Annotated in this window: 14 protein-coding genes and 1 other RNA gene; 7 read left to right on the top strand and 8 right to left on the bottom strand. The window is 64.7% G+C overall.

The genetic code is table 11. The annotated features are described in order from the left end of the window. Window positions 1–5 precede the first annotated feature (5 nt). An RNA gene (rnpB, locus tag CH42_RS12995) (RNase P RNA component class A) lies at window positions 6–385 on the top strand. A gap of 23 nt (window positions 386–408) precedes the next feature. Here the strand turns inward: rnpB and map are convergent. Beyond that, a complete protein-coding gene (map, locus tag CH42_RS10415) occupies window positions 409–1,281 on the bottom strand; it encodes a type I methionyl aminopeptidase (RefSeq protein WP_053353107.1) in 873 nt (290 codons plus the stop codon). Between the two features lie 81 nt (window positions 1,282–1,362). Between map and CH42_RS10410 the strand changes: the two genes are divergently transcribed. From CH42_RS10410 to CH42_RS10400, 3 genes are all read left to right on the top strand, one after another. Then, entirely contained in the window at window positions 1,363–1,566 is a 204-nt protein-coding gene (locus tag CH42_RS10410) for a hypothetical protein (protein ID WP_053353106.1), read from the top strand. A 110-nt stretch (window positions 1,567–1,676) separates the two neighbouring features. Beyond that, window positions 1,677–3,014, top strand: a complete 1,338-nt coding sequence (glnA, locus tag CH42_RS10405; protein ID WP_053353105.1) for a type I glutamate--ammonia ligase — start codon at window positions 1,677–1,679, stop codon at window positions 3,012–3,014. A 16-nt stretch (window positions 3,015–3,030) separates the two neighbouring features. Beyond that, entirely contained in the window at window positions 3,031–6,060 is a 3,030-nt protein-coding gene (locus CH42_RS10400; RefSeq protein ID WP_053353104.1) for a bifunctional [glutamine synthetase] adenylyltransferase/[glutamine synthetase]-adenylyl-L-tyrosine phosphorylase, read from the top strand. A gap of 283 nt (window positions 6,061–6,343) precedes the next feature. Here CH42_RS10400 and glnA (CH42_RS10395) read toward each other — a convergent pair whose 3' ends face one another. From glnA (CH42_RS10395) to lpdA, 6 genes are all read right to left on the bottom strand, one after another. Next, the gene (gene glnA, locus CH42_RS10395) at window positions 6,344–7,768 is read right to left on the bottom strand and encodes a type I glutamate--ammonia ligase (protein ID WP_053353103.1); all 1,425 of its coding nucleotides are present in this window, start codon (window positions 7,766–7,768) and stop codon (window positions 6,344–6,346) included. Window positions 7,769–7,935: 167 nt separating this feature from the next. Continuing rightward, entirely contained in the window at window positions 7,936–8,364 is a 429-nt protein-coding gene (locus CH42_RS10390) for an RDD family protein (protein WP_053353102.1), read from the bottom strand. A gap of 3 nt (window positions 8,365–8,367) precedes the next feature. After that, on the bottom strand, window positions 8,368–9,057 hold the full coding sequence (locus CH42_RS10385) for a DUF4191 domain-containing protein (protein ID WP_053353101.1): 690 nt from the start codon (window positions 9,055–9,057) through the stop codon (window positions 8,368–8,370). A 375-nt stretch (window positions 9,058–9,432) separates the two neighbouring features. After that, window positions 9,433–9,651 carry a hypothetical protein gene (locus CH42_RS16785; protein ID WP_156322535.1) on the bottom strand — a complete coding sequence of 73 codons (219 nt, stop codon included), beginning with the start codon at window positions 9,649–9,651 and terminating at the stop codon, window positions 9,433–9,435. Window positions 9,652–9,763: 112 nt separating this feature from the next. After that, the gene (gene sucB / locus CH42_RS10375) at window positions 9,764–11,500 is read right to left on the bottom strand and encodes a 2-oxoglutarate dehydrogenase, E2 component, dihydrolipoamide succinyltransferase (protein WP_053353099.1); all 1,737 of its coding nucleotides are present in this window, start codon (window positions 11,498–11,500) and stop codon (window positions 9,764–9,766) included. A 42-nt stretch (window positions 11,501–11,542) separates the two neighbouring features. Beyond that, window positions 11,543–12,916 (bottom strand): dihydrolipoyl dehydrogenase, encoded by a 1,374-nt coding sequence (lpdA, locus tag CH42_RS10370; RefSeq protein ID WP_053353098.1) that lies wholly within the window; start codon window positions 12,914–12,916, stop codon window positions 11,543–11,545. Between the two features lie 163 nt (window positions 12,917–13,079). Between lpdA and CH42_RS10365 the strand changes: the two genes are divergently transcribed. Both CH42_RS10365 and CH42_RS10360 read left to right on the top strand, forming a co-directional pair. Further along, the gene (locus tag CH42_RS10365) at window positions 13,080–14,015 is read left to right on the top strand and encodes a proteasome assembly chaperone family protein (RefSeq protein WP_053353097.1); all 936 of its coding nucleotides are present in this window, start codon (window positions 13,080–13,082) and stop codon (window positions 14,013–14,015) included. 194 nt (window positions 14,016–14,209) lie between these two features. Beyond that, window positions 14,210–15,496: an RNA polymerase sigma factor gene (locus CH42_RS10360; RefSeq protein ID WP_053353096.1), complete on the top strand. Its 1,287-nt coding sequence runs from the start codon at window positions 14,210–14,212 to the stop codon at window positions 15,494–15,496. Between the two features lie 81 nt (window positions 15,497–15,577). Here CH42_RS10360 and CH42_RS10355 read toward each other — a convergent pair whose 3' ends face one another. Beyond that, window positions 15,578–15,799 carry a DUF7455 domain-containing protein gene (locus CH42_RS10355; RefSeq protein ID WP_053353570.1) on the bottom strand — a complete coding sequence of 74 codons (222 nt, stop codon included), beginning with the start codon at window positions 15,797–15,799 and terminating at the stop codon, window positions 15,578–15,580. A 193-nt stretch (window positions 15,800–15,992) separates the two neighbouring features. Here CH42_RS10355 and CH42_RS10350 point away from each other — a divergent pair, with 193 nt between their 5' ends. Further along, window positions 15,993–18,086 carry a DNA gyrase/topoisomerase IV subunit B gene (locus tag CH42_RS10350; protein ID WP_053353095.1) on the top strand — a complete coding sequence of 698 codons (2,094 nt, stop codon included), beginning with the start codon at window positions 15,993–15,995 and terminating at the stop codon, window positions 18,084–18,086. Window positions 18,087–18,171: the final 85 nt, after the last annotated feature.

Below are 18,171 nucleotides of genomic sequence, written 5' to 3'. Positions count from 1 at the left end.
GGGAATGGGCCGGTGAGACGGTCGCGTCGTTCCGGAGCTTCGGCTTCTGAGCGCCGAGGAACGTCCGGGCTCCGCAGGGGAGAACGGTGGGTAACGCCCACCCGGGGCAACCCGCGAGAAAGTGCAACAGAGAGTAGACCGCCCGCACGGCTCGCCGTGCAGGTAAGGCTGAAAGGGTGGTGTAAGAGACCACCGGCGCTCGTGGTGACACGGGCGGCCAGGTAAACCTCGTTCGGAGCAAGGCCAGACAGAGGATGATGACGCGCCCCGCCGAGTCCTCGGGTAGGCCGCTAGAGAGTGTCGGCAACGGCACTCCGAGAGAGATGACCGTCACTGATCGGCTCGCCGATCATGACAGAACCCGGCGTATGATCCGACCCATTCCCCTCACCGCGCCGCAGCGCCGTGTCAGTCGCCCGACACGGTCAGCAGCTCGAACCCGTCCTCGCGAATCACCACGGTGTGCTCGAACTGCGCGGTGATGCTGCGGTCTCGCGTGGTGACCGTCCAGCCGTCATCCCACTGCTCCCACTCGTGCGTACCGAGGGTCAGCATCGGCTCGACCGTGAACACCATGCCGGGCACGATCACATCGTTGTACGCCGGTGCAGAGTCGTAGTGGGGGATGATGAGCCCGCTGTGGAACGAGGTGCCGACGCCGTGGCCCGTGAAGTCGCGCACCACGCCGTAGCCGAAGCGTTTCGCATACGTTTCGATGACGCGGCCGATGACGTTGACTTCGCGACCCGGCTTCGCCGCGCGAATTCCACGCAGCATCGCCTCGTGGGTGCGCTCGATGAGCAGGTCGATCTCTTCGGAAACCTCGCCGACGCGATAGGTGCGGTTCGTGTCGCCGTGCACGCCATCGAGGTAGGCGGTCACATCCACGTTGACGAGGTCGCCGTCGCGCAGCACGGTATCGTCAGGGATCCCGTGGCAGATGACCTCGTTGACCGAGGTGCATGACGATGCGGGGTAGCCCCGATACCCGAGCGTCGAGGGGTACGCGCCCTGAGCGATCACGTAGTCGTGCGCCACGCGATCCAACTCGGCCGTGGTCACGCCCGGTCGCACGGCCGCGCCTACTACGTCGAGCGCCCCCGACGCGATGCGCCCGGCTGTTCGAATGCGATCGATTTCTTGCTCGGAGTAGGTGTTGTCGCCGACGTAGGGCGGCGGCACAGCGAGGCCGACATAGGGCGGCCGTGTGATCGCCGCGGGCACTGCGCGCGGTGCGGGGCGAGTGCCGGGTACGAGATGGCCGTGTGCGTCGAAAGGCATGCCTCTAGTCTAGGAAGTACGTTCGGCACCGCCGACCGCGAACGTCATCTGGCAGCGCGAGAGCGCAGAAGGAAGAGAACGATGAGCAAGCGAGAGTGGGGGATCGAGGATCCTTCGGAGACGTACTGGTACAACTCGCGCACCGGCGACATCGAAGAGGGGCCGCAATCGCTCTCGGTCGATCGCATCGGCCCGTTCGCCACACGCGAAGAGGCGGCGCGCGCCAACGAGATCGTCGCCGAGCGCGCTCGCGCCTGGCGCGAAGAAGAATCGGCCGACGACTGAGACGTAACACGATCGTCATGGTCGCGGGATAGTCTGAGGCCAGCGGCGCGCGTATGCCTTTCCGGGCGGCGCGCACGAGTGCAACATCCTGAGCAACGGACGGAGGAAGCGTGAGCAAGCAGCGAGATTTTGTTCTGCGCACGATCGAGGAGCGCGGTGTCAGGTTCGTTCGGCTGTGGTTCAGCGACGTCTCGGGCACGCTGAAGTCAGTCGCGCTCGCACCGGCTGAGGTCGAGGGGGCGTTCAGTGAGGGCATCGGCTTCGATGGCTCGGCCATCGAGGGCCTGACGCGCGCGTACGAGTCCGATCTGCTCGCGGTTCCGGATCCCTCAACCTTCCAGCTGCTGCCCTGGCGCAGCCAGTCGGCGCCGACCGCCCGCATGTTCTGTGACATACGCACGCCGAACGGAGAACCCGCCGTTGCGGATCCGCGCAACGTGCTCAAGCGCACGCTCGCCACCGCCGCGGAAGAGGGGTTCTCCTTCTACACGCATCCCGAGATCGAGTTCTACCTGCTGAAGTCGAAGGACTTCGATGATCGTGGGCCGGTTCCCGTGGACCGTGCGGGCTACTTCGACAACGTTCCCGGCGGAACAGCGCACGATTTCCGGCGCGAGAGCGTCAACATGCTGGAAGAGCTCGGCATCTCGGTGGAGTTCAGCCACCACGAGGCCGGTCCGGGCCAGAACGAGATCGACCTGCGCTACGCCGATGCGTTGACGACCGCCGATAACATCATGACGTTCCGCACGGTCGTCAAAGAGGTCGCCATTGCGCAGGGCGTGCACGCGACCTTCATGCCGAAGCCGCTCGCGGGGCACCCGGGCTCGGGCATGCACACGCACCTCTCGTTGCTCGAGGGCGACACGAATGCGTTCTACGACCCGGGCGCCAAATACCAGATCTCACAGACCGGTCGTCGGTTCATCGCCGGCCTGCTGCGCCACGCCCCCGAGATCACCGCGGTCACCAACCAGTACATCAACTCGTACAAGCGTCTGTGGGGCGGCGACGAGGCTCCGTCATTCGTGAGCTGGGGGCACAACAACCGCTCTGCACTCGTGCGCGTACCGATGTACAAGCCGGGTAAGGGCGACGCCGCACGCGTCGAGTACCGCGGCATGGACAGCGCAGTGAACCCGTATCTCGGATTCTCGATGCTGCTCGCCGCAGGCTTGAAGGGCATCCGCGAGGAGTACGAGCTGCCGCCCGAGGCCGAGAACAACGTCTGGGCGCTCAGCGATGGCGAGCGTCGGGCCATGGGGTTCGACCCGCTGCCGACAAGCCTGGACCACGCGCTCGCCGTGATGGAGCGATCCGAACTGGTCGCCGAAACACTCGGGGAGCAGGTCTTCGCCTACTTCATCCGCGACAAGCGCCGCGAAGTCGCCGAGTACCGCAGCCAGGTGACGCCGTACGAGCTGTCGTCGATGCTCGACACCATCTGACGCGTAGTCTGGACGTATGGCACGGGAGCACGCGACGATCACCCTTTCCGAGATCGCACGTGCGGGGTTTCAAGACCTCGGCGAGGCCCGCGACTCGCTGACCGCGCTGGGGGCGCAGCTCGGCTACGTGCCGAGCGAGTTTCTCCCGGCGTTGACCGCTGCCGCCGATCCCGACGCCGCGCTTCGCCGGGTGCGTGAGCTGGCGGATCAGCACCGGGGCGTGCTGAGCGAGATCGACTTCGACGAATTCGGCAGATTGTGCCTGCTCGTGGGTGCGTCACCGGCCCTGGGCGATTTTTTCGCACGGCACCCGAACCGCCTGGTCGAAATCTTGCGCGACGGTGGGGCGGTGATCGAAGCCGAACGTGCGCGGGCCGAGCTCGCCGAGGCAGTCATCGACACCTCCGACGGTGCGGTGAGGTGCGGTGAATCGGGCTGGATCGCGCTGCGCGCACGGTATCGAGAACTCCTCGCCACACTGATGCTCTACGACCTCGACGCCGGACGTCGAGGTGTGGCCACCGAGGTCTTCGAAGACGTCGCCGCGTCACTCTCGGGCCTCGCCGCAGCGGCCATCGATGCCTCGTTGACGGTCGCGCGCGCGACGTTCGCCACGGGTGCATCTGGCCCGGCGGTGAGCCGGGAGCGGCTCGACGCATTGCGTTTGGGCATCGTGGCGATGGGCAAGTGCGGTGCCGGTGAACTCAACGTCGTCTCGGACGTCGACGTGGTGTTCGTCGTCGACAGCGCAGACGACGATGTGCTCGACGGCGATGCGCTGATCCGGCTGGGTACGCGGCTCGCGAGCGAAGTGATGCGCGGCATCCATGACCCCGCGGTCGAGCCGCCCCTGTGGCAACTCGACGCGAACCTGCGACCCGAGGGGCGGCACGGAGCACTCGTGCGCACACTGAGCTCCATGCGTTCGTACTACGATCGCTGGGCCAAGGCGTGGGAATTTCAGGCGCTGCTCAAGGCTCGGCCCCTCGCCGGAGACCTCGAGCTCGCGGGCGAGTTCGTGGCGCAGACCCGTGAGGGCGTCTGGGCGTCAGCCAATCGTGACGACTTCGTCGGGTCGGTGCAGCGGATGCGCGAACGCGTGACCGAGCACATTGCCGATACAGACCTCGATGTGCAGTTGAAGCTCGGCCCCGGAGGGCTGCGCGACATCGAGTTCAGCGCCCAACTGCTGCAGCTCGTGCATGGTCAGTACGACGATCGCCTCCACGTCGCCGGTACCTTGCCTGCCCTGCGCGCGCTGGTCGAGGGCGGATACATTGCACGAGGAGACGGCGACCGACTCGCCGCGGATTATCGGCAGCTTCGGGTGCTTGAGCACCGACTGCAGCTGCGCGATCTTCGCCGCACCGCGCTCATGCCCGTCGATGAGCACGGACTTCGCGTGCTCGCCCGTGCCAGCGGACTCGCGAAGAGTGCTCCAGACTTGCAGCAGCACTGGGAGCGCATTAAACGAGAAGTGCGTGAACTGCACGTCAAGATCTTCTACGCCCCACTGCTGAGTGCCGTTGCGGCGCTGCCGGAGGAGGAGCTCGTACTCGGCAGCGAAGCGGCTCGGGCCCGACTCACGAGCATCGGCTTCTCAGACCCCGACGGAGCGATGCGACATATGGCGGCGCTGACGCGCGGCACCACCCGTCGCGCTCGTATCCAGCGCAACCTCATGCCCGTTCTCCTGCAGTGGTTGGCCGAGGGAACCGACCCCGATTTCGGCCTGCTGGCGTTTCGTCGGGTCAGTGAAGCAAATCGGGAGTCGCCCTGGTATCTCCGACTGCTGCGCGACGGAACCGAGGCAGCCGAACGTCTCATGCGTGTGCTCTCGAACTCCCGGTTTGCCGCCGACCTGCTCGAATCGGTGCCCGAGGCCGTCGCCTGGTTGGAGCGCGACGAACGCTTGCAACCGATGCCGCTGCCGATGCTCTTCGACGAGATGCGCGCCATCGCCTCGCGCCGCGCAGGCCTCGATTCCGCAGCGACCGCATTACGCACCGTGCACCGACGCGAAGTGCTTCGCCTGGCGCTCGGGCGCGTGGTCGGTGCCATCGACGATGCGGCCGTTGCAGCGGGGCTGGACGCCGCGCACACGGCGCTGCTCGACGCCCTGCTCCTCGCCATTCGCGCCGAAGCATCACCCGGCTCTCCGCACGGCCTCGAGATCGCGCTCATCGGCATGGGGCGATACGGTGGGCGCGAGCTCGGGTTCGCGTCAGACATCGACCTGGTCGCCATTTATCGGGCCGGATCGGGCACGCCGAACGACACCGCTGCCCGCGAGGCGGTTCGACTCATCTCAGAGCTCCGGCGTGCCGTCGCCGATCCGCGCTTTCCCGTCGATCTCGACTTCGACCTGCGCCCCGAGGGCAAGAACGGGCCTTTGGCCCGGAGCCTGGACGCGTCACGCGCCTACTACGAGCGATGGTCGGTGACCTGGGAAGCGCAGGCGCTCCTGCGCGCCCGCTTCGTCGCCGGCGACGCACAACTCGGCGCTGACTTCATCGCGCTCGCCGACGAGATTCGCTATCCTGCTGAATTCGGAGATGCGGAGACTCGCGAGGTGCGACGCATCAAGGCTCGTGTCGAAGCGGAGCGCCTCCCGCGCGGCGCCGATCCCAAGCGCCATCTGAAACTGGGGCCCGGTGGGATCAGCGATGTCGAGTGGCTGGTGCAGCTGCTGCAACTGCGTGGTGCGTCACAGCATCCTGAGCTCAGAACGGTGTCAACGGTGGGGGCGCTCAGTGCAGCCACCGAGCTCGACCTCCTCACGCCGGAAGATGCGAAACACCTGCTCGAATCGTGGAGATTCGCGAGCCGGGTGCGCACCGCGTTAAAGCTCTGGACCGGGCGTGGCTCGGATTCGCTGCCGACCGATTGGAACGATCTCGCAGGAATCGCCGGCGTACTCGGCCTTCCGCGCGATCGTACGTCTGAGCTCGAGGAGCAGTGGTTCGGGGTAGCCCGTCGCGCGCGTGCCGTGGTGAATCGAGAATTCTTCGGATACGACGACGACCCCCGATTCCCGTTGCACTGATTCGATGCTTCGGCGCATGGGCGACCTCCGCCGTCACGCCATGCAATATTTACACGGCGTTCACACTCGGGGCTAGCGCAATTCGTTATCGAAGTGTAACTTGATCGTTGTGCAGTACTTACAAACATTCCTTGAGGCGTTGCTCGCAGAAGACGGCGCCGAGTTCGAAGACGAACTCGAGTCCTAAGTCCCTCCCACCCGAAGACGATGACGTCGTCGGCACGAACGAGTGAGCCCCGCTGACCTGCGCAGGTCAGCGGGGCTCACTCGTATCTCCGAGAGATCAGACGCCGTAGTAGAGCTCGAACTCGAACGGGTGCGGGCGGAGCGCCATCGGAGCGATCTCATTCTCACGCTTGTACGAGATCCAGGTCTCGACGAGCTCTTCCGTGAAGACGCCGCCCTCGAGCAGGAACTGGTGGTCGGCCGACAGTGCGTCGAGGGCCTCGTCGAGCGATCCGGGAACCTGAGGAATGTTCTTGGCCTCCTCGGGGGGCAGCTCGTAGAGATCCTTGTCGATCGGATCCATCGGCTCGATGCGGTTGCGAATGCCGTCGAGGCCCGCCATCATCTGAGCAGCGAACGCGAGGTACGGGTTGCCCGACGCGTCGGGAGCGCGGAACTCGATGCGCTTCGCCTTGGGGTTCGACCCGGTCAGGGGGATGCGCACTGCGGCCGAGCGGTTGCCTGCCGAGTAGGCCAGGTTCACCGGAGCCTCGTAGCCCTTGACCAGGCGACGGTAGCTGTTGATCGTCGGGTTCGTGAATGCGAGGAGCGCGGGTGCGTGGTGCAGGATGCCGCCGATGTACCAGCGGGCGATGTCGGAAAGCTGCGCGTAGCCGTTCTCGTCATAGAAGAGGGGCTCGCCACCCTTCCAGAGCGACATGTGCGTGTGCATGCCCGAGCCGTTGTCGCCAAAGACCGGCTTCGGCATGAAGGTCGCAGTCTTGCCCCAGAGCTCGGCCGTGTTCTTCACCACGTACTTGAACTTCAGGACATCGTCGGCGGCCTTGACGAGGGTGTCGAAGCGGTAGTTGATCTCCGCCTGGCCGGGTGCGCCCACCTCGTGGTGCGAGCGCTCCAGCTCGAGTCCGGCTTCGATGAGGCGCAGCGAGATGTCGTCACGCAGATCCGCCTGCTTGTCGACGGGGGAGACGGGGAAGTAACCGCCCTTGTCGGGGGTGGTGTTGCCGAGGTTGCCGCCTTCGATCTTGCGGGCCGAGTTCCAGTTCGCCTCTTCGGAGTCGATTTCGTACATCGTGCGACGCGGCGTCGTCTCGTACCGCACGGAATCCAGAATGTAGAACTCGGCCTCAGGGGCGAAGAACGCGGTGTCGGCGATGCCGGTCGAAGCCAGGTACTGCTCGGCCTTCTTGGCGACCTGGCGGGGGTCCTTGGAGTAGATCTCGCCCGTGCGCGGGTTGAAGATGTCGCAGATCACGATCAGCGTGCGCTCGGCGCGGAACTGGTCGAGGTACGCCGTCGTGACGTCAGGGATGAGCTGCATGTCAGACTCGGCGATGCCGGCGAACCCGCGGATGGAAGAGCCATCGAACATCTGGCCGACCTCGAAGAAATCATCATCTACCGTCGCTGCGGGGATGTTGAAGTGCTGCTGCACCCCCGGCAGATCGGTGAAACGAATGTCGACGAACTTGACGTCGGTTTCCTTGATGAAGTCGATGACTTCCTGCGGGGTAGTGAACATGCTGCTCCTCGGGTGTTGTTCGGCCGGAGGCATTCGGTTCCTCAGCGCGCCGATCGTGTGGTTCCACCCTACGCGAGCATGATTTCAGAACCATGAGTCCCATGTTTCGCGCGTGTTACGCGATGTTCATCGGCTGGTGCTTGGCGAACACGGCTGAGGCGGCGCGATTAGCCGCGGACGAGCACGGTTCCGGCGATCTTGTCGTGGAATGCACGCTGATCTGAGTCCCATACCAGTACGGGGATGACGAGGCAGAGCAGCAGCGTGCGAACGACCGGGCGCCACAGGCCGACCCACCCGCCGGTCAGCGGCACAACGCGCAAGCCGAGCAGTCGGTGGCCGAGAGACCCGCCGATCGTCGGAATGAACACAACCTGCATGACCGCGAAGACGACAACGTTCCAGAGCTCGGGGTGCAATCCGCCGATCAACAGGTACGCCGGGAGGGCGGCAAGTGCCCAATCGATCAGGATCGCAAGAACTCGACGACCGAAGCGAGCTACCGAACGCTGCCCCGTCTCCGGGAGTCCGAGCCGTTCGCCAGGCCACTCGCTGGGTTCGAGTTCTCCGAATCGCTGCGGGGACGATGCGGGCATCGGTTACCGGGGTCGCTGTGAACGGACGCGGTTCGGATCCATGCCCTTGGGGATGCCGACCGGGGTGCTCTGCAGCGAGGAAAGCCGACTGTGCACGGCGTCGACTTCTGCACGACTCATGACCGTCTTGAGCTTGACGAGCGTGCGCGACAGCTTCGGCAGCGGCACCCCATCTCCATCAGGCCCGACATACAAATGCACAACGGAAACATTGCGGAGTGCGCGCTTCACTTTGCGCTCTTCGTCTGCGGCCATGCGCTGCGTGCGTTGTTTCGAACCTTCAGAGATGAGCACGACACCACCGCGGCCGACGACGCGGTACACCGCATCCTGCGCGCGGTTGATTGCGACTGGAACCTCGGAGCCGCGCCAGGATCGACGCAGCGCGCTCTGTACGACCGCGCCCACGGCGCCCGGGCGACCGGAGATCTGCTCATACGCGGTGTGCTCTGCGCGACGGCCCAGCACGATCATCACCAGGAGGATGCCGACGAGTACGCCGGTGATCGGCCACAACACCCACGCGAACCAGCTGCCGGGAAGCAGCCAGGCGAGGAACACCGCCACGAGAATCGGAGCGATGAAGCACAGCAGCAGGATCCACGGCAGATTCGTATCGTGCACCTTCGTAGTGCGGTAAATCTCGATCATCTGCCGAATGCGGCCGTTGCGCTTCGCCTGCTCTGCTGCCATACCCTCCAGGATACCGGCAAACGAGGGGAGTGTTGACGCACTGCGAGCGGACCGGCGCTCAGAAAAGCTTGACGCGCTCACACCTACCGTTCGGAGCCGTAGCGCTTGACTTGTCCACGTTCGCGCACGAGCACACGGGGCAATGGCCGATCGCGCGGCAGACTGCCACACATGAACCAGGGATCGACCTCGCGTACTGAGCCTGATCTGGCGCGAGGTGCTGCGCGCTTTCGGCCGCGCTCGCCGAACACGGCGCGTGCCGGCGCGGCACAGGCACTCGTGAGCACGGCCTGGCAGTGGCTCGAATCGGCGTGGGAGCGCCGCGCAACGGGGAGCTGCGGAGTACCGAGAGGCGCCGAACGCAGGCACCGAAAATCAGGCCACGATGTGGGCTGCGCAGGGCTCGGCTTGCCGATGCACGAACTCCGACGCATGCTCCGACAGGCTGACACCGTGGCAGTCGCAGACATTCTGGGCGACGCGATCGGTCTCGCCGCCGCAGAGCTGGCGAACCCTCGACACCCGTGGTCTGTCGAACGGGCGCGCGAGGCGGTCGCTGAGGTGTGCGAACGAACGTTCGAGTTCGCCGATCACGATTGGCCGCCGAGGAGCGCTGTGGTTTCGACGGAAAACGCGCTGCGCCGCGATCGATTCAGAGAACGACCGCGGCGCAGCGCGTGACGGGGCGGGCGTGAGCCCAGACGCCTTAGATTCCGAGGTTGCCCTCGAACTGTCCGGCCTCGAGCCGTTCGCGCACGAGCGACAGGAAGCGCGCCGCGTCCGCGCCATCGACGATTCGGTGATCGTACGAGAGCGCGAGGTACACGGTCGAACGCACCGAGATGGAATCACCCTCGGGGCCCGAGATGACGACCGGCTTCTTCACGACTGCGCCGGTGCCGAGAATCGCGACCTGCGGCAGGAAGACGAGCGGGGTGTCGAAGAGCGCCCCACGCGATCCCGTGTTCGTAAGCGTGAAAGTGCCACCGCTGAGCTCATCAGGCGTGAGCTTGTTGTCGCGCGTGCGCGCCGCGAGGTCGGCAATTTCGCCCGAGATCTGAGCGAGATTCTTCTCGCCTGCCTCCCGCAGCACCGGCGTGAGCAGCCCGCGCTCGGTATCAACAGCGATGCTGATGTTCTCGGTGTCGGGGTAGACGATCGAGTCGCCGTCGACCGTGGCGTTGATGATCGGGTAGGTGCGAAGCGCTTCCGCCGCCGCGAGTGCGAAGAACGGCAGGAACGAAAGCTTCGAGCCGGACTTCGCCAGGAACTCGTCCTTCTTCTTCTGCCGCAGCTGGGCAATGCGCGTCACGTCAACTTCGACCACGGTTGTGAGCTGAGCAGTCGACTGCAGCGACGCCACCGCGCGCTCAGCGATCACCTTGCGGAGACGGCTCATCTTCTGCGTCGTGCCGCGCAGCTCGGACACCTCGACCGTCGGAGTCGATGCCGCAGGAGCCGCGCTTGCTGCACCTGCGGGTGTCGCGACTCGCTCTGCAGCTGCCAGCACGTCCTCCTTGCGGATTCGACCGCCAACGCCGGTGCCGGAGATGGTGCCGAGATCGACACCCTTCTCGTTCGCCAGCTTGCGGACGATTGGCGTGACGTACCCGGCGTTGCTCTCGGTTTCGTCGGGAGCGGCGTGGGACGCCGCGGGAGCCGGAGCAGCCGGAGCGGTGCTGGCCGGAGCCTCGACTGCAGGTGCAGGTGCAGGTGCAGGTGCAGCAGGAGCAGCGGGCGCGGCCGGTGCCGGAGCCGCAGCGGGCGCCTCAGAAGTGGCTTCAGCAACCGGTGCCTGAGCAGCCGGTGCGGACGGAGCCGAGCCGCTGCCAATGCGAGCGAGTTCGGCGCCCACCTCGATGGTCTCGTCTTCCTGTACGAGGATCTCCTGAAGTACCCCCGCGATCGGCGAGGGAACTTCGGTGTCGACCTTGTCCGTCGATACCTCAAGCAGAGGCTCATCGACGTCGACGGTGTCACCGACGCTCTTCAGCCAGCGGGTGACGGTGCCCTCGGTGATGCTCTCACCGAGTGACGGCAGGGTGACGCTCTGCGAATCGCCGCCCGCGGGAGCAGGTGCCGACTCCGTCGCCGTCGCTGCCGCGGGTGCGGGCTCTGCGGCTGCGGGCGTCTCGGCCGCGACCGGCTCAGGGGCCGAGGAGGCCTCGGCCGGGGAAGCTGCAGGCGCTGCTGCTGCAGAACCGCTTCCGTCTCCGACCTTGGCGAGCACTGCTCCCACTTCAGCGGTTTCGTCCTCTTGCACGAGAATCTCCTCGAGCACGCCCGCGACGGGCGACGGGATCTCGGTATCGACCTTGTCGGTCGAGACTTCAAGCAGCGGTTCATCGACCTCGACGGTGTCGCCGACGTTCTTCAACCAGCGGGTCACCGTGCCCTCAGTCACGCTCTCGCCCAGTGCGGGGAGGACCACCGATTCACTCATCGTGCATATCTCCGTTCGTAGTAATCAGTCTGTGCGCAGCGCTTAGATGGCGTGCAACGGCTTGCCGGCGAGCTTCAACATGGACTCGCCGATCGTCTCGTTCTGCGTCGGGTGGCCGTGCACGAAGGGGGCAACATCTTCGGGGTAGGCCTCCCAGTTCACGATCAGCTGCGCTTCGCCGACCAGCTCACCGACGCGGGCGCCGACCATGTGGACGCCGACGACGGGGCCGTCAACGACGCGCACTGCCTTAACGCTGCCCGCCGTACCGAGAATCGAGCTCTTCGCGTTGCCGGCGAGGTTGTATTCGTAGCTGACCACGCGGTCGTCGCCGTACTGCGCCTTTGCCTTCGCCTCGGTCAGGCCGACCGAAGCGATCTCGGGGTCGCAGTACGTGACCTTCGGGATGTTTACGTCTTCGACGATGACGGGGTTGAGGCCCGCGATCTCCTCTGCAACGAAGATGCCCTGCTGATAGCCGCGATGCGCGAGCTGCAGTCCGGGAACGATGTCGCCGATGGCGTACACGCCCGCGACGTTCGTCGAGAGACGCTCGTTCGTGAGCACGAAGCCCCGGTCCATTTCGATGCCGACCTCTTCGTAGCCGAGGCCCTGGGTGACGGGCCCGCGGCCGACGGCGACGAGCAGGTAATCAGCCTCGACGGTGTTGCCGTCTTCGAGAGCGACGGTCACGGTGTTGGCGTCCTGGGTGACCGACTGGAAGCGGACGCCGAGCTTGAAGTCGATGCCGCGCTTGCGGAAGGCGCGCTCAAGCTGCTTCGAGATGGACTCCTCCTCGTTCGGCACGAGATGGGGGAGGCCCTCGATGATGGTGACTTCTGCACCGAACGACTTCCAGACACTCGCGAATTCGACGCCGATGACGCCGCCGCCGAGAATGGCGACGCGCTTCGGGATCTCCTGCAGCTCGAGAGCCTGCTCGCTCGTGATCACGCGACCCTCGATGGCGAGGCCGGGGAGTGACCGCGAGAAAGAACCCGTCGCAAGCACCACGTTCTTGCCGATGATGCGATCTTCGCCCACCTGCACCGTGTTCGCGGCAACCAGCTTGCCCTCGCCCGCGATCACCGTGATGTTGTTGGCTTTCAGGAGCCCCTGGAGACCCTTGAACTTGCCGGCGACGAGGTTCTCGCGGAACCGAGTGACGCCCGCGATATCGACGCCCGAAACGCTGGACAGCACGCCGTACTTCTCGCCTTCGCGAGCGACATCGGCAATCTCTGCGGAGTGCAGCAGCGCCTTCGTCGGGACGCAGCCGCGGTGCAAGCACGTGCCGCCCAACTTGTCCTTTTCGATGACGGCGGCGCTGAATCCCAGCTGCGTCGCGCGGATCGCCGCGGCGTAGCCGGCGCTTCCGCCGCCCAGAACCACGATGTCAAACTGCTGATCGGCCAAGTGGGGTCTCCCTCGGAATACTCGCAATGTGAAGGGCGTCCGAAATGTGCAGGGCGCGCCTCGACCAGCCTACACCGGAGCGCCCGAGTACCATTGCGCAGGGTTTCGCTGAGGGCGTGATGATTTCGCGGCTCGTGATGCGCGCCGTTCGTAGGATTGAAGCGTGACGGAATCGATCTTTTCTGCTGATTACTCGGAACGCCGAGCTCGGGTACCGCGCGGCCTGCCCCTGGTCGTGGCGATGCAGGGCCTGAGTGATGCCGGCGGCGCCATCGCGCAGCTTGAAGAATTCCTGTGGAAGCACGGTGAACCCGAAGAACTGGTGCGGTTCAACGCCGATCTGCTGCTCGACTACCGGGCACGACGTCCCATCATTACGTTCGATGAAGATCACTTCGTCGACTACGCCCCCGAAGAGTTGACGCTGTCCTTGTTGCACGACGAGCTCGGTGCCCCGTTCCTGCTGCTCAGCGGCTACGAGCCCGACTTCCGATGGGAGCAGTTCATCGACACGGTTCTGCTGCTCGTGCACGAGTTTGAGGTCTCGATCACCGTCTGGTCGCACGCGATCCCGATGCCCGTGCCGCACACGCGGCCGATCTCGATGACTGTCAGTGGTTCCCGCGATGATCTGATCGAAGCGCGGTCCGTGTGGAAGCCGACCACGAAGCTCTCGGCTTCGGCGTCGCATGTACTCGAATATCGCTTGCACGGGCTCGGTGAAGAGGTGGCTGGGTTCGCCTTGCTGATCCCGCACTATCTGGCGAACACGGAATACCCCGATGCGCTGTACTCCGCGCTCGACGGCATCATGGCGGCGACCGGACTCATTCTGCCCACCGACGAGGTGCGACGGCTGGCGCGACAGTTCACCGCACAGGTCGACACGCAGATCGCGGAGAACGAGGAGTCCGCGGAGATGGTGCGCAACTTGGAGCAGCGCTATGACGCATACATGGAAGACCAGAGCCCGCGATCGCCCTTGGTCGCGGAAGACGGTTCGATTCCGACGGCCGACCAGCTCGCAAGCGAGTTGGAACGGTACCTTGCGGAGCATCAGCGTCAACGCCCCGAAGATGACGCCCCAGAAGCGGTGTGAAAATAGCACCCGGCGCGTCGAGTGGCAAGAACTTCCTGGGGTCCGTGCAATAATTGATGTGCAGCCCATGCAATCCGGCTCTTATTCTCGCTCGCGGGAATACGCCGGGCTTGACATGGGTTTTCATGCTGTGAGCACCTGACGGCGATTTCACCGTCAGCACAGGCCGAGATCTGAACGAGAGAGGCGGCTGCGTGGCAACTGCATCCACGACCACGACTCGAGCATCCAAAGCGGGTGCGACCCAGCAGGCAGGACAGACCGAGGAGGCCGGCGAGATGACCGAGACCACTGCGGCTCCGCGCAAGACGGCAGCAGCCAAGAAGACCACGGCTGCAGCGAAGAAGGCATCGACGGCGGCGAAGAAGCCAGCCGCGACCAAAGCGAAGCGCGCGACGAAAAAGACCGAGGACGAGATCGATCTCGACGCTCCCGAGGTCGATGAAGAAGCCGAAGCCGCTGAAGAGGAGAAGGCGGCTCCGGTGATCACCGAGCCGCTGCCGACCGGCGCGATCGTGCTGAAGGCCGGTGACGAGGAAGACGTTCCGACCATCACGACCGCGATTCCCGGTGCGACCGCCGATCCGGTGAAAGATTACCTGAAGCAGATCGGTAAGGTGGCGTTGCTGAACGCCGCTGAAGAAGTCGAGCTCGCCATGCGTATCGAGGCCGGCCTCTTCGCGGAAGAGAAGCTCTCGACGGAGAAGGGTCTGGCGAAGAAGCTCGAACGCGAGCTCAAGTGGGTGGCCCGCGACGGGCAGCGCGCGAAGAGCCACCTGCTCGGAGCGAACCTCCGCCTCGTCGTCTCGCTGGCAAAGCGCTACACGGGCCGCGGCATGCAGTTCTTGGACCTCATTCAAGAGGGCAACTTGGGTCTGATCCGCGCGGTTGAGAAGTTCGACTACACCAAGGGCTTCAAGTTCTCGACCTATGCGACCTGGTGGATCCGTCAGGCCATCACGCGAGCAATGGCCGATCAGGCGCGCACGATCCGTATTCCGGTGCACATGGTCGAGGTCATCAATAAGCTCGCCCGCGTGCAGCGGCAGATGCTGCAGGATCTCGGTCGCGAGCCCACGCCTGAAGAGCTGAGCCGTGAGCTCGATATGACCCCTGAGAAGGTCGTCGAGGTGCAGAAGTACGGGCGCGAGCCCATTTCGCTGCACACGCCGCTCGGTGAGGACGGCGACAGCGAGTTCGGTGACCTCATTGAAGACACCGAAGCGGTCGTTCCTGCCGACGCGGTGGGCTTCACGATGCTGCAGCAGCAGCTCGAACAGCTGCTCGATTCGCTCTCGGAGCGCGAGGCAGGCGTGATCCGCATGCGGTTCGGACTGGGCGACGGTATGCCGAAGACGCTCGACCAGATCGGTGACACCTTCGGCGTCACGCGTGAGCGTATTCGCCAGATCGAATCGAAGACGATGGCGAAGCTGCGGCACCCGTCGCGCAGCCAGCAGCTGCGCGACTACCTCGACTGAGTGATTCGCGGCGTCGATCGACGCACATGAGAAAGGGCCCCGGTGAAGATCACTTCACCGGGGCCCTTTCTGTCTCGCGAGTTACGCGTTGAGCTTATGGGTCTCGTCGTGCCAGGTCTCCGCCATCGGGCGCAGCTTTGACTCGTGCTTGTTCGCGTGATGCGCGCAGAAGAGCAATTCGCTTCCGCCCAGCAGCACCCGGACGTATGCCTGCGCACCGCAGCTATCGCAACGGTCCAGCGCACTCAGGGGACGATCTGCGGACTCAACCTCTTGGGTTCGATCCTGCTCGAGTGTCGTCATGGCATCCTCCTCTTCTTTCATCACTACGCCACCATCCAAGCACGACCTCCCGAAAATTCCCGCATTCTGCCGCCGTGGTTCGCTGACCGCGTAGCCCGGGGACTCGACCTGGGCACTCGCCGGATCGCCTGACCGCCGATGTCCGTGGTGTGGCCTAGGGTAGATCCGTCATCAACCTGAGGAGATCCGAGTCGTGGCAGATTCCAGCTATTCCGCGAGACATCTCACCGTGCTCGAGGGGCTCGAAGCGGTGCGTAAGCGGCCGGGCATGTATATCGGCACCACCGATTCGCGTGGATTGATGCACTGCCTCTGGGAAATCATCGACAACTCGGTCGATGAAGCGCTGGGCGGTTTCGGCAACGCCATCGGCGTGGTGCTGCACGATGATGGCAGCGTGACCGTTGCCGACAACGGCCGCGGCGTACCCATCGATATCGAACCCAAGAGTGGGCTCAGCGGCGTCGAGCTCGTCTACACGAAGTTGCACGCGGGCGGAAAGTTCGGTGGCGGTGGCTACCAATCGTCAGGTGGCCTGCACGGCGTCGGTGCGTCTGTGGTGAACGCGCTCTCCTCACGACTCGACGTCGAGGTCGACCGAGAGGGCAAGACTTGGGCGATGTCGTTCCGTCACGGTGAGCCCGGGATCTTCGCAGGCGATGGCCCGGACAGCGCTTTTACGCCCTTCGAAGAGGCGTCTGAACTCCGCGTGGTCGGCAAGGTGAAACGGGGGGTGACCGGAACGCGTGTTCGCTACTGGGCCGACCCGCAGATCTTCTTGGCGTCGGCACGATTTGAGCCGGAGTCGCTGGTCGCGCGCGCGCGGCAGACGGCGTTCCTCGTTCCGGGCCTGGCAATCGCGATCACCGATGAACGGTCAGAATCCCGAGGCGACGACGGTGTCGCTCCGGTGCATGAATTCGCGTACGAGGGTGGCATTTCGGAGTTCGTCGACTTCCTCGCGGTCGATGCTCCGCTGACCGAGACTTGGCGCGTCACCGATACGGGCACGTTCCGCGAGACCGTTCCTGTCATGGACGCGGAAACGGGTCATCTGGTTTCACGAGAGGTCGAACGCGAGTGCGAGGTTGACGTCGCACTGCGCTGGGGAACCGGGTACGACACCGAGATTCAGAGTTTCGTCAATATCATCTCGACCCCCAAGGGCGGCACGCACCTCACCGGTTTCGAGCAGGGACTGACCCGCTTCTTCCGCAAGCAGATCGAGACCAACGCTCGGAAGTTGAAAGCGGGCAGCGACAAGCCGGAGAAGGATGACATTCTGACCGGACTCACCGCGGTCGTGACCGTGCGGGTCCCCGAACCCCAGTTCGAGGGGCAGACGAAAGAGGTGCTCGGCACTGCAGCCGTGCGCGCGATCGTGACGAAAGCCATCGTTCAGGGCCTGACCGAGCGCTACGAGTCCTCGAAGAAGGCCGACAAAACCCAAACGGCAGCGCTGCTCGAGAAGATGGTCTCTGAGATGAAGGCGCGGATCGCGTTGCGCGCGCAGCGCGACACCGCGCGGCGCAAGAGTTCGCTGGAGAGCTCGTCATTGCCGGCGAAACTCATCGATTGCCGCTCCAAGGAGGTCGCCGAGACGGAACTGTTCATCGTCGAGGGTGACAGCGCGCTCGGCACGGCCCGCCCGGCGCGCGACAGCGAGTTCCAGGCGCTGCTTCCGATTCGCGGCAAGATTTTGAATGTGCAGAAGGCTTCGGTCGCCGAAATGCTCAACAACACAGAGTGCGGCGCCATTATCAAGGTGCTCGGCGCAGGTTCGGGGCGCGACTTCGAACTCGAATCCGCACGCTACGGCAAGGTCATCCTGATGAGCGACGCCGACGTCGATGGTGCGCACATTCGGACACTGCTGCTCACGCTGTTCTTCCGCTACATGCGACCGATGCTCGAAGCGGGTCGCGTGTACGCTGCCGTGCCCCCGCTGCATCGCGTCATCGTGCAGAATGCCGGCCGGAAGCCCAATGATGTGATCTACACGTACAGCGAACGCGAACTTAATGCATTGCTCGCTGATCTGAAGAAGCGCGGAAAGAAGTATCAGGAGCCGATCCAGCGCTACAAGGGCCTGGGCGAGATGGATGCCGATCAACTCGCGGAGACCACGATGGATCGCGAGCATCGTGCACTGCGGCGCGTTCGCGTCGAAGATGCCCATTCGGCCTCGCAAATCTTCGAGTTGCTCATGGGCAACGATGTGGCACCGCGCAAGGAGTTCATCATCGAGAATGCCGATGACCTGGATCGCGAGCGCATCGACGCCTAACTCGAGCGAGACGTTCTCGCCAAGGTTACCGGTGTGAGGGTGGATTCGGCCCCGTGCTCCCGCGTTCGCGGAGGCACGGGGCCGA

This window comes from Leucobacter musarum subsp. musarum (assembly GCF_001273845.1).
GTDB classification, from domain to species: domain Bacteria; phylum Actinomycetota; class Actinomycetes; order Actinomycetales; family Microbacteriaceae; genus Leucobacter; species Leucobacter musarum.
Note: the sequence above shows the minus strand (reverse complement) of the source record. Positions and strands in the feature narration are given on the sequence as shown.